Here is a 12,321-nt window from a genome sequence, read left to right on the forward strand (position 1 = left end):
TATTTCCATTCATTCTTACAACAAACCTTTACCCTGGAGGTATTCGGCAATTTGCACGGCATTAGTTGCAGCACCTTTGCGAAGGTTGTCACTAACGATCCACATGTTCAATGTATTTGGTTGTGTTTCATCTCTACGTAAACGACCAACAAACACTTCATCTTTTTCATGTGCATCCATTGGCATTGGATATTGTTGTGTTGCAGGATCATCCACAACCACAATACCTGGTGCTGAGCTGAGCAATGATTTTACTTCGTTCAGATCAAAATCATTTGCAAACTCAACATTCACACTTTCACTATGGCCACCCATTACCGGGATACGTACTGTTGTTGCAGTTACTCGAATAGAGTCATCGCCCATGATCTTGCAGGTTTCTTTCACCATTTTCATTTCTTCTTTGGTGTAACCATTGTCAAGAAACACATCGATCTGTGGAATCACGTTCAGATCAATTGGATATTTATAGGCCATTTCACCAACAACACCTTTACGTTCATTCAACAACTGGTCAACTGCTTTTACACCAGTACCTGTTACACTTTGGTAAGTGGAAACAACCACACGCTTAATCTGGTATTTTTTGTGCAGTGGTTGCAAGGCCACCACCATCTGAATTGTAGAACAGTTAGGATTTGCTATTACTTTATCGTCTACTGTTAACACATCAGCATTTACTTCAGGCACCACTAGTTTTTTTGTTGGGTCCATGCGCCATGCACTGGAGTTATCTATCACTGTAATACCGGCTTCTGCAAACTTTGGTGCCCACTCAGTTGAAGTACCACCACCGGCACTGAATAAAGCTACAGCAGGTTTGGCAGCTATTGCATCGGTCATGCTTACCACTTTGTATTTCTTTCCCTTGAACTCAACTTCTTTACCAACGGAACGCTCACTTGCAACGGGAACTAATTCAGTAACCGGGAAATTTCTCTCTGCTAATACCTGTAACATTTTGGTTCCTACAAGACCTGTAGCGCCAACTACTGCAACTTTCATTTTGTTTTTTGTTTTGTTTCTGTCCGACGCCCTCGTCTGACAGAATTTTTTTGTTTGATTAATAAATCCATCAGACGAGGGCATCAGATGGGGGTTAAAAAATAAGGCCTTCCGTTTCGGGAAGGCCTGTTATTATGTTTACAACACAACGTACAATGTTACCTTCCCTTGCGGAACTGTTTCTTTGTGCGTTTTGTATGTTTCATTGTCATCATGAGGCTCAAAAGTAAAGCTGAATGAGCGTTTCACCAAATTGTTTTTAGAATTTTCGTAGAGGTATTTACGCAATCGTTTGATTAATGTTATTTTTAAGTACATGCTGCAACCTAAACTCCTTATAACAATTGTTTGTTTGTTGATGCTGCACACAAACATTGCCTTTACTCAAAACAGATACAGTATTGTCATCAGTGAAATCATGAGCGACCCTGCTCCGCAAATTGGATTACCAAATGTTGAATGGATCGAGATACGCAACACAACTACATCAGCTATCAACTTACAAAACTGGCGGGTGGGTGATGCAAGTGGCGTAAGTGGCGCATTACCTAACTTTTTATTACAACCCGATAGCAGTGCCATTATTTGTGGTACAACTGCAGCAGCGACCATACAACAGTATGGCCGAACTTTCGGTGTTACAAGTTTTCCTTCATTAGATAATAGTGGTGAAACGATTTTTCTTCGAAATGCTGCTGGTTCTGTTGTTCATGCAGTTGAATACAATCTGAGTTGGTTCAACAATTCAGTAAAAAGTGATGGCGGCTGGTCATTAGAAATGGTCGATATTAAAAATCCGTGCAGCGGCGCCAGCAACTGGCGTGCAAGTGTTGACACGAGAGGAGGTACACCGGGCATTAAAAACTCAGTTGATGGAATTAATAATGATCAAACTGCTCCTGCTTTAGTAAGAGCTTTTGCAATTGATAACAGCTCTGTTCTGTTAACTTTTGATGAATCGTTGGATAGTTTATCAGCCGCTACTGCTGCCAACTACCAGTTAAATAATGGAATTGGTATAGCTACAGCAACTTGTACTGCACCACTTTTTAATACAGTGCAACTCAGTTTGAATAATCCATTGCAGCCCGGCACCATTTATACAGCAACTGCAACAAATGTGAAAGACTGTAGTGGAAACAACATTAGTGCTTTTAATAACACAAAGCTTGGACTTGGTGCAGCTGCTGTTGCAAATGATATCATCATCAACGAATTCCTGTTCAACCCAACAAGCGATGGCACTGATTATGTAGAAATTTACAACCGCAGCAATAAGATCATCAACTTAAAAACTTTACTCATCGCCAACAGAAGTAGCGCTGGTGCTATTGCCAGTATGCGTGCATTAACTATAAGTGACCGAGCTATGTTTCCTGGTGAATATCTTGTGTTAAGTGAAGACGAAGCAATTGTAAAACGAAAATTCACTGTAAAGAATCTTTCTGCTTTCCTCAACATTTCTTCCATGCCTTCTTACCCCGATGACAAAGGAAATGTTGTGCTCACAGATAACGGAGGTTTAGTGATTGATGAGTTGGCCTATGATGATAAATGGCATTTTGCTTTGATCAATAATAGTGAAGGCGTGGCACTTGAGCGTATTGATCCAAATGCAGCCACACAAAACAAAGATAATTGGCATAGCGCTGCTAAAGATGTGGGCTATGGTACGCCTACTTATCAAAACTCACAATTCCGGTTAGATCTCCAGGTGCAAGGCAATATAACAACAACACCTGAAGTGTTTTCTCCCGATAATGACGGCAATGATGATTTTCTCACCATCACTTATCGCTTTCCTGAAACAGGTTATGTGATGAATATTACGGTGTATGATGCTGGCGGCCGACAGGTAAAAGCATTGCAGCGAAACGCCATATGCAGTCAGCAGGGAAATTTTCGCTGGGATGGGCTGAATGAAAAACTTCAACAATTACCGCTTGGCCCTTACGTGATCTTTACTGAAGTGTTTAACCTGCAGGGAAAAGTAAAGCGATTTAAGAACCAGGTAGTACTGGCAAGAAGACTCTGATGATTTAAATCAGACATGGGCACAAGCATCAACATGCAAAGTTTGATTAACTTGAAGCTTGAAGTGAATTGTCATGATCAGCCGTAAAAAAATATTTTATCCTCTTAGTGAACCATTGCATCATTACTTGCGGTTATATCACCAGGAGTTAACGCTACCGGTATCGTATGATGATTTGAAGTATTATGCAGAAGCCATCCCTTTACTTGATAAGTTTGGGAAGGACACGCTTTGGGAAACAGTTATTTATCCGCAATCTGAAGTAGCAAGAGTGCATGAACATATAAAAGTGATCTATGCCAAACTAAAAGCAGCCGGCGATCTAAAAGCATTAAATCACCTTTACATTGAACGTATTGATTATTGCACATTTGGAAACTCCCATCCTTATCGTATCAAGATCGTAAATAAGTATAATGATGTGTACGATTATTTTTACATTAAAACGGCTGACGCTTCACGTATTTATGGATTAGAACTGGAGCAGTTGCTGTCGCCTAATCCTGTGCATTATTTGTGCGATGGAAATACATTAGTTGAAGAACATATTGCAGGTATTCCGGGCGACCAATTTTTAAAACTTATTCCACGCCGGCCTGAATACAATCTGAAAAGAATTGCCAAAGAGTTTGTCAAGTTTAATGAACGTTGTTTCCTGCGTTTACTTGGCGACATGCGTGCTTATAATTTTGTGATCATCATTACCCCCGATTTTGATGACTATAAATTCTTTATTCGTGCCATTGATTTCGATCAGCAGTTTTACGAAGGCAGTAAGAACATTTACCTGCCGCAGTTTTTTAAAGAAAACTATCCTTTTGTTGAATTAGTGCAGAAACATTTGAATCGTGAAGTAGTGCAACAATACCAGCAGGAAGAAAGGGCTGTGCTCGCACGCCGTATTCGTGAAGAACGTTACCGTTTAAGAGACCTGCGTGATGTGTTAGTAAAGGATGAGATTTCTACACCTGAAAAAATTCAACAGTTAGGTCATGAGCTTGCGCTGCATTATGATGATCCGGTGTTTGCACGCTGCAAAAGCATGGGCGAAATAATTGACCGGAGTTTAAAACGGGTGTTGATCAGAACACATACAAAAGAGTTTAAGATTGGATGAGGTTGGATTTCTTTCATTCAAGCAGAACGAGTACAGCTTTTGCTACCATCTATCCAGAAGCATCCTGTTTTCAACCTTCGAACATATAGTGTTGACTAAATCGTCAAATGGGTTCCTTTGCTTTAACCCCCTTGCTCCAACTTCGATAATATCCAAACCATCACTTATCTCAATCGTTTCTATTGTTCCAAAGCCATTCTCGCCGGATAAGGTATCTTTTAAAAGTTCGTCGCATTCATAAATAAAAGACTTTATAAAAACCTGAAAAGAAGAGTCGAAAACTTTTCCATCTAAAACTTTCACGTCATTTCTAAAATAGGAAATGGCAATATTTTTATCCAACTTCTTAGAAATTTCTATTCTTTGGGTTTCTTCATTAACACAGCCTTTGGAATATTGTTTAAATACCAAATCGCTGCCATCCAAAGCAATTACAGAAGAAATGTAATTGCTTTTATATTCGACATTGTGTGTCTCGGTTGGTACACGATCAATATCATTACAGGAGATAATAAATAAAGTGAGTAAAGCAAATTCTATGACAATGATTTTATACATTTCAAGCACAAAATATTACTATAAACAAAAAAAGCAGCATCGCTGCTGCTTTCAAAGTTTTATTTAACAACTTCTCACACCAACTCAATATCAAAATTCACCAATTGTACAAACTGCTGAATGCGTGCTTCAATATCTCCTTTTGAAATTTCTTTTAAACGTGTAGTACCGAATTTCTCAACGCAAAAACTTGCCATTGCACTTCCTACAATAATGGCTGTTTTCATGTTTTCGAAACTGATGTCTTTTGTGCGGGCAATATGACCAATAAAACCGCCTGCAAATGTATCGCCTGCACCTGTTGGATCGAACACATCTTCTAATGGTAACGCAGGAGCGAAAAACACTTTGTCTTCATGGAAAAGTAAGGCACCGTGTTCCCCTTTCTTAATGATCAGGTATTTCGGCCCCATATTCATGATCACTTTAGCTGCTTTCACTAATGAAAATTGTCCACTCAGTTGGCGGGCTTCGCTATCATTCACCATCAGTACATCTACTTTCTTCAATACATTCTCCAGGTCAGGCATGGCAATTTCCATCCAGAAATTCATGGTATCGAGCACTACCAGCTTGGGTTTATTCTTCATTTGATCGATCACCGCATTCTGCACGGCGGGCACAAGGTTACCCAGCATCAGGAATTCACAATCCTGGTAACTGTCGGGCACAACCGGGTTAAAGTTAGCCAGTACATTTAATTGTGTGTCCAATGTGTCACGTGTATTCATATCTAAATGGTAGCGGCCGCTCCAGAAAAATGATTTTTCGTTTTCTTTTATCTCAACGCCTTCTGTTACCACACCACGGGCTTCGAGCATTTGCAATTCTTCTTTTGGAAAATCGCCACCTACCACGCTCAGTTGTTTAATGGGTTGCGTAAAGTTGGAAGCACTCCAGGCAATATAAGTGGCTGCGCCGCCAATGATCTTATCGCTTTTACCGAAAGGAGTTTCAATTGCATCAAAGGCCATAGAGCCCACAACTACTAAAGACATAAGGAAAGTTTGTTTTTTGTTTACCGCATTTTACGGATGCGGACAAAGGTAATGGCTGACAGCTTACTTACGAAAAAGACATAAAAAAAGCACCGCCGTTGCCAGCAGTGCTTCACAGAAACGAAACCCGTTTATTTTTTATCACTTCTAACCAGGTCAAAAAACTTGTTATCGCTCATGCCCAGCCATATCATATCAATCTGGTTTATGTCGAATGCTTTGTCGAAACAGATATACTGCACATGGTTCTGGCCAGCCTGCACCGTCCAGTTACAAGACAGATCGCCATCTTTTGCCTGTGTAGTATAGTTGTAAAACATATCGTTATTCTTAAGCTTCACGTAAATTTTGTAATCGCTCCATTTGAAAGGTTCGGCACCTTCCTGGTTAATAACAGCCATGCGCATTTTTGTGTAACCGGTTCCATCATCACGAGTAATAAATTCATTCTTTGTTACGTAAACGCCAATAAGAAAATTGATGGTTTTACTTGGGTTTGAGATACTCTCGTAGTAATAGTAATCGCTACTTTGAGCTTTAGAAGTTGCAGGAGCAAGGGTAAGGAATGCTCCACAAATCAGGGCCAGGAAAAGGAGTCTTTGTTTCATTTTGTTTCGTTTAATTGTTTTTGGGTTCAAGTGCAATACAAGCAAATGCAATGCGGGATAATCTTTTTTTTTGCAGCATTTTGCAGATATCACATGTTGTAAACTTTTATGCTTCAAATGTATCAATCAACTGTGTTCATTTCAATACCCACAAGACGGTATTTTACTTAAAACAAAGTACATTTGGGCATGGGAAAACTGAAAGTGCCAAAGAATGGCAACCGCAAAGACCTCATTGTAAAAGCCGGCGCAGCCCTCTTCAGGGAAAAAGGTTTTGGCGCAGCCAGTATGCGAGACCTGGCCGAAAACCTTGGTATTGAAGCCGCAAGCTTGTACAATCACATCCGTTCCAAAAATGAGATATTGGAGTCGGTATGTTTTAATGTAGCCAATCGATTTAACCTGCATCTGGATGAAATTGAAACCGGTAGTTTAACGCCGATCAAAAAGATCGAAACCCTGCTTCGTTTTCACATTCAGCAAATGATCGAGAACTACGAAGAAGTAATGGTGAGCGACAGAGAGTGGAAACACCTTGATGAGCCTTACCGTTCTAACTTCCACACACAACGTCGTAATTACAGAAAACGACTTGCTTTGATCATTGAAGACGGCATGAAAAAAGGCGAGATCAAAAAAATTGATGCGCCAACAGCAGTAGTTATTCTGCTCCATTCCGTTAGCGGTATTGAAAGCTGGCATCGTTCCACTGCAAAGATCAGTGGCAATGAGCTGGAAGACAATATGGTGCTGATCATGATTGATGGGTTAAGAAAATAAGATTGCTGCTCTCCGTTTTTTACTACACATCAAGCTGCTTGCTTTTCCAATGAAATACCTTCTATTTGTGTTGCGTCTTTCAAATCGATCGTAAAGACGCAATCGGATATTTTTTGCTCCAATCTAAAACGGGAGCGATTGCTGACTAATTTGATTGCTGTATGTCTATTCATTTTCATGCGTTGAAGGTTAAAGAAGTAAAGAAAGAAACCAATGATTGTGTTTCCGTTCTGTTTGATGTACCTGAGCATTTGAAAGAAAATTTTCAATTTACACAAGGGCAAAGCCTTACCATGCGTGCAATGCTGAATGGAGAAGAAGTAAGACGAACTTATTCCATTTGCAGCAGCCCGTTGGAACAACAGCTGAAAGTAGCCATCAAAAAAGTAGAGGGGGGAGCATTTTCCATTTTTGCAAATGATGTGTTGAAACAAAACGATGTGTTGGAAGTGATGCCTCCTATTGGTCGTTTCTACACAACACTTGATGCAGCCAACAGCAAACAGTATGTTGGTTTTGCAGCGGGCAGCGGTATCACGCCTCTTCTTTCTATCATCAAAACAACATTGGCAGCTGAGCCGGAAAGTTCTTTCACCTTGGTGTATGGAAACAAAACCCGTTCTTCTATTATCTTTTTTGAAGAGTTGGAAGGGCTGAAGAATAAATACATCAACCGATTTAACCTCATTCATATTTTAAGCAGAGAAAGAACAGATGCAGATCTGAACTTCGGAAGAATTACGAAAGAGAAATGCAATGACCTCTTCAATAAGTTGCTTGATATTAAAACGGTGGATGAGTTTTTTATTTGCGGGCCTGAAGACATGATCTTTTCGGTAAAAGATTTTTTAGAAAGCAAGGGCATAGGTGAAAAGAAAATTCATTTCGAATTGTTCACTACACCGGGACAGAATAAGCCGTCAGTCGTAAGGCGTGAGTCGTTAGTAACTGAAGGCGGGGTTCAAAGCAATATTAAAGTGCGCCTTGATGGAAGAAGTTTTGAGTTCTCGATTCCAATCAACAGCGATACAACTATACTTGATGCAGCCATGCAACAAGGTGCTGATGTTCCTTATGCCTGCAAAGGCGGTGTGTGCTGCACCTGCAAAGCCAAACTGTTGGAAGGCGAAGTAAAGATGGATGTTCATTGGGGATTGGAAGAAGAAGAAATTGAACAGGGATATATCCTCACCTGTCAAAGCCATCCCGCTACTCAAAAGGTAACAGTCGATTTTGATGTGAAGTAAGCGCTCACATTTTGCATGAGATTTATCAGTACAGACAAACTTTAAACAAAGTTCACAAACAGACGTTAGTTCTCGTTAAATTTGTGACCCAATGGGATTGTTATGTCAGTACATGATTTAGAAAATACGTTTCAACAAAAGATCGATGACGAAGTGAAGATAGAGCCGAAGGATTGGATGCCTGAAGCTTATCGTAAAACCAATATTCGTCAGATCAGTCAGCATGCACACAGCGAAATTGTGGGGATGTTGCCCGAAGGCAATTGGATCTCCCGTGCTCCATCACTGAAACGCAAAGCAATATTGATGGCAAAAGTGCAGGACGAAGCGGGTCATGGTTTGTATCTCTATTGTGCTGCCGAAACATTGGGCATGAGTCGTGAAGAAATGATCAACGATCTGCACAGCGGCAAAGCCAAATACTCTTCCATTTTTAATTATCCCACCTTAACATGGGCCGATATGGGTGCCATTGGCTGGTTGGTTGATGGTGCTGCCATTCTCAACCAGGTGATGTTGTGCCGTACGAGCTACGGACCATATGCAAGAGCCATGGTGCGTATTTGCAAAGAAGAAAGTTTCCATCAGCGGCAGGGTTTTGAATCGTTGCTGGTTTTATCGAAAGGAACAGATGAACAAAAAGCCATGTGCCAGGATGCGATCAATCGCTGGTGGTGGCCCAGCCTCATGATGTTTGGCCCAAAGGATAGCGAAAGCACCAACAGCGATCAAAGTATTAAATGGAAGATCAAACGAAAAACAAATGATGAGCTGCGCCAACAGTTCGTGGATATGTGTGTGGAGCAAGTGAAATTATTAGGGATGACATTACCTGATCCTGATTTAAAATGGAACGAAGAACGTGGTCATTATGATTTTGGTGAGATCAATTGGGAAGAATTCTGGAATGTGGTAAAAGGCAACGGACCGTGTAACAAACAACGCCTTGATGCAAGAAGAAAAGCGCACGATGATGGAAGGTGGGTTCGTGAAGCAGCAGCAGCACATGCAAAGAAAAGAAAAACCCAAACCCCTAAAGGGGCTTTAGCAGCAGCTTGATAAATTTCAAAAAACTCTGAATGATGAATTTTCAAATAAGATGTTTTTACTACGGTGATATTCCTGATACGAATGCAGGTGGTAGTAATTATGAATCAAAAGCTGATACTGCTGCGTGGCCTTTGTGGGAAGTGTTTATCAGAAGCAAGCAAGGCCTTGACCATAAACATGTCGGCAGTTTAAAAGCTGCCGATGCACAAATGGCCATTGAAAATGCACGTGATGTGTATACACGCCGCATGGAAGGTGTAAGCATTTGGGTTGTCGAAAGCAAATACATTCATGCAAGCAATCCTGATGAAGCGGAAAGTTTATATGATCCGGCGAATGATAAGGTGTACCGTCATCCTACTTTTTACGATTTACCTGATGAGGTGAAACATATGTAAAAGCCCCTCCAAACCTCCCCAAAGGGAAGGCCTAATACACCCGAAATAATGTCAATACAATCAAATAATGCGGAGTCTTCAAAAGTCCCTCCTTTGGAGGGATTTAGGGAGGCTTATACTTTACACTTAGCGGATACTACACTTATTCTTTCGCAACGAAATAGCGAATGGTGTGGACATGGACCAATACTGGAACAGGACATTGCGATCACGAATATTTCGCTGGACCTTTTAGGCCAGGCCAGAAACTTTTATCAATACGCAGCCGCAATAAAGAACGATGGCTCGACAGAAGATTCATTGGCGTATTTAAGAACTGAACGTGAGTTTAAAAATTTGCTATTGGTTGAACTGGAGAACGGCGATTGGGGACAAACCATTTTACGGCAATATCTTTTCAGTCAATATCAATTGTTGTTATTTCAGCAATTGCAGCAAAGCAGTGATGAACAAATAGCTGCCATTGCAACAAAAGCCATTAAAGAAACAACCTATCATGTTCGTTGGAGCAGCGAATGGGTGATCCGCCTGGGCGATGGTACAGATGAAAGTCATCAACGAATGTTACATGCTATTGATGAACTGTGGCGCTACACCGGCGAACTGTTTGAAGCGGCAGATTATGAAACAGCGATGGGCATTGATTTGGCAGCCACCAAACAAATATGGACAGAAAAAGTTACTGCTGTTTTTGACGAAGCAAAATTACCCGTGCCGCAAAATGTATTTGTACAAAAAGGCGGCAAACAAGGCGTGCATACTGAACAGCTGGGTTATATCTTAACCGAATTGCAATACCTGCAACGAACGTATCCGGGAGCGAAGTGGTGACCCCACCTAACCTCCCATCAAGGGGAGGGATAATTCAACAGCATGAATAATATCGAACAACATATCAACGCATCAACGGCAGAACAAAAAATCTGGTCGATACTTGCAACAGTAGTTGACCCGGAAGTTCCTGTGTTAACGGTGCTTGATTTGGGAATTGTTCGTGATGTGAAAGTAAACGATGATGAGGTTGAAATCATCATCACACCTACTTACACCGGTTGTCCTGCAATGGATATGATTGCGATGAACATCCGTTTAGCATTAGCCGAGCAAGGCTATAAACAAGTGAAAGTAATTTCGGTACTATCTCCTGCGTGGACGACTGATTGGATGACAGAAGCAGGAAAAGAAAAGCTGAAACAATACGGCATCGCTCCACCTAATCCCAAGCAACAGGTTTGCAGCGATCAGTTATTTGCGCCAAACGAAGCGGTGCAATGCCCGCACTGCAATTCGTACCATACCCACCGCATCAGCGAATTTGGTTCAACGGCTTGTAAAGCATTATATCAATGCGATGATTGCAAAGAGCCGTTCGATTATTTTAAATGCCACTAAAGATTTCGGATATGTGATTGATGATGTCGGATTTGAATTTCGGCAACAAATCAGACATCATATATCCTATATCAGTCATCAGAAACTGTCTGCTTCACGGTATGCCTTGATCAACGCCAATTCACCTTCTTTACCGGGTGCAGCATTACCATGTTCCATTCCCAGAATTCCTTTGAAGCCTTTTTTGTAAATATGTTTGAAGATGTTCTTGTAATTCATTTCACCAGTGCCCGGTTCTTTACGACCAGGATTATCACCAATCTGGAAGTAAGGAGTTTCGTCCCAAACTCTATCAATGGATGCAATGATGTTGCCTTCGTTACGCTGCATGTGATACATATCAAACAAAAACTTGCACGACGGACTATTCACTGCTTTACAGATCATATACGTTTGATCGGTACCACGTAAAAACAGATCGCTGTTATCGCTCAGTGCTTCCAGCACCATTACCAAGCCATGTGGTTCCAATATAGCAGCGCCTTTGCGTAATGCAGTTATTACATTCGCTGTTTGCATATCCATTGATAACCGTCTGTCGTAGTTACCAGGAACAACAGTCATCCATTTTGCATTGCAACGCTTGGCCACTTCAACTGCTGTTCTGCAATCTTTCTCCATCTTATCGATCCACTCCTGCTTACCGCTGGTGAGCGATGTGATCCAATGCCAGTTATCGGAAGTGATCACAAACACACCCATACGCATACCCAGCTTTGCAAGCAATTCACCAATTTTCTTTTGCTCGTCGGCACTGCGACCCATCATACCATTATCTTCAATACTGCGGAAGCCCTGGTCATATGCCCAACGGATCTGATCGAGAAAACTATCTCCGCCATGATTTTTAAACATGCCTGCATGAAAAGCGTAATCGAGTTGAAAAGGTTTTTCTGCAAGAGTTGAAGCATCTTGCGAAGATGATCCCGCCATTGCAGTTGTTCCTGTTACTGCGGCTGCGCCTGCCAATACCGATTGCTGAAGAAATTGTCTCCGTTGCATAGTAGTTTGTTTGAATGTTGAATTTAGGAAGTATGTACAAGAATTCAGAAATCCATTTTCTGTATTGCGCAAACGGTTTCGCAAATAAAATCGTTGTCATTTGCATTTCGCTAACATTCGTAACCATTAGT

General features: G+C 41.1%; 13 protein-coding genes. 8 read left to right on the forward strand and 5 right to left on the reverse strand.

Annotated features, from left to right (window positions below):
* Positions 1–15: 15 nt before the first annotated feature.
* The gene (locus tag ACO1QW_RS18635; protein WP_486260888.1) at positions 16–1,005 is read right to left on the reverse strand and encodes an aspartate-semialdehyde dehydrogenase; all 990 of its coding nucleotides are present in this window, start codon (positions 1,003–1,005) and stop codon (positions 16–18) included.
* Positions 1,006–1,321: 316 nt separating this feature from the next.
* Between ACO1QW_RS18635 and ACO1QW_RS18640 the strand changes: the two genes are divergently transcribed.
* Positions 1,322–3,040, forward strand: a complete 1,719-nt coding sequence (locus tag ACO1QW_RS18640) for a lamin tail domain-containing protein (RefSeq protein ID WP_486260889.1) — start codon at positions 1,322–1,324, stop codon at positions 3,038–3,040.
* A gap of 73 nt (positions 3,041–3,113) precedes the next feature.
* On the forward strand, positions 3,114–4,157 hold the full coding sequence (locus tag ACO1QW_RS18645) for a hypothetical protein (RefSeq protein WP_486260890.1): 1,044 nt from the start codon (positions 3,114–3,116) through the stop codon (positions 4,155–4,157).
* Between the two features lie 42 nt (positions 4,158–4,199).
* On the opposite strand, the gene ACO1QW_RS18650 is transcribed toward ACO1QW_RS18645, so the two are convergent.
* The 3 genes from ACO1QW_RS18650 to ACO1QW_RS18660 form a co-directional block, all read right to left on the reverse strand.
* Positions 4,200–4,715: a hypothetical protein gene (locus tag ACO1QW_RS18650; RefSeq protein WP_486260891.1), complete on the reverse strand. Its 516-nt coding sequence runs from the start codon at positions 4,713–4,715 to the stop codon at positions 4,200–4,202.
* 74 nt (positions 4,716–4,789) lie between these two features.
* Positions 4,790–5,713 carry a PfkB family carbohydrate kinase gene (locus tag ACO1QW_RS18655; protein ID WP_486260892.1) on the reverse strand — a complete coding sequence of 308 codons (924 nt, stop codon included), beginning with the start codon at positions 5,711–5,713 and terminating at the stop codon, positions 4,790–4,792.
* A 131-nt stretch (positions 5,714–5,844) separates the two neighbouring features.
* On the reverse strand, positions 5,845–6,321 hold the full coding sequence (locus tag ACO1QW_RS18660) for a hypothetical protein (protein WP_486260893.1): 477 nt from the start codon (positions 6,319–6,321) through the stop codon (positions 5,845–5,847).
* A 189-nt stretch (positions 6,322–6,510) separates the two neighbouring features.
* Here ACO1QW_RS18660 and ACO1QW_RS18665 point away from each other — a divergent pair, with 189 nt between their 5' ends.
* The 6 genes from ACO1QW_RS18665 (at position 6,511) to paaD (ending at position 11,188) form a co-directional block, all read left to right on the forward strand.
* Positions 6,511–7,101 carry a TetR/AcrR family transcriptional regulator gene (locus ACO1QW_RS18665; protein WP_486260894.1) on the forward strand — a complete coding sequence of 197 codons (591 nt, stop codon included), beginning with the start codon at positions 6,511–6,513 and terminating at the stop codon, positions 7,099–7,101.
* Between the two features lie 161 nt (positions 7,102–7,262).
* Positions 7,263–8,348: a 1,2-phenylacetyl-CoA epoxidase subunit PaaE gene (gene paaE, locus ACO1QW_RS18670; RefSeq protein ID WP_486260895.1), complete on the forward strand. Its 1,086-nt coding sequence runs from the start codon at positions 7,263–7,265 to the stop codon at positions 8,346–8,348.
* Positions 8,349–8,450: 102 nt separating this feature from the next.
* The gene (gene paaA, locus ACO1QW_RS18675; RefSeq protein ID WP_486260896.1) at positions 8,451–9,407 is read left to right on the forward strand and encodes a 1,2-phenylacetyl-CoA epoxidase subunit PaaA; all 957 of its coding nucleotides are present in this window, start codon (positions 8,451–8,453) and stop codon (positions 9,405–9,407) included.
* A gap of 23 nt (positions 9,408–9,430) precedes the next feature.
* The gene (gene paaB / locus ACO1QW_RS18680) at positions 9,431–9,796 is read left to right on the forward strand and encodes a 1,2-phenylacetyl-CoA epoxidase subunit PaaB (RefSeq protein ID WP_486260897.1); all 366 of its coding nucleotides are present in this window, start codon (positions 9,431–9,433) and stop codon (positions 9,794–9,796) included.
* A 48-nt stretch (positions 9,797–9,844) separates the two neighbouring features.
* The gene (gene paaC, locus ACO1QW_RS18685) at positions 9,845–10,627 is read left to right on the forward strand and encodes a 1,2-phenylacetyl-CoA epoxidase subunit PaaC (RefSeq protein WP_486260898.1); all 783 of its coding nucleotides are present in this window, start codon (positions 9,845–9,847) and stop codon (positions 10,625–10,627) included.
* Positions 10,628–10,669: 42 nt separating this feature from the next.
* Positions 10,670–11,188 carry a 1,2-phenylacetyl-CoA epoxidase subunit PaaD gene (gene paaD, locus ACO1QW_RS18690; RefSeq protein WP_486260899.1) on the forward strand — a complete coding sequence of 173 codons (519 nt, stop codon included), beginning with the start codon at positions 10,670–10,672 and terminating at the stop codon, positions 11,186–11,188.
* 78 nt (positions 11,189–11,266) lie between these two features.
* Here paaD and ACO1QW_RS18695 read toward each other — a convergent pair whose 3' ends face one another.
* Positions 11,267–12,190, reverse strand: a complete 924-nt coding sequence (locus ACO1QW_RS18695) for a hydroxypyruvate isomerase family protein (protein WP_486260900.1) — start codon at positions 12,188–12,190, stop codon at positions 11,267–11,269.
* Positions 12,191–12,321: the final 131 nt, after the last annotated feature.

This window comes from Lacibacter sp., assembly GCF_057361365.1.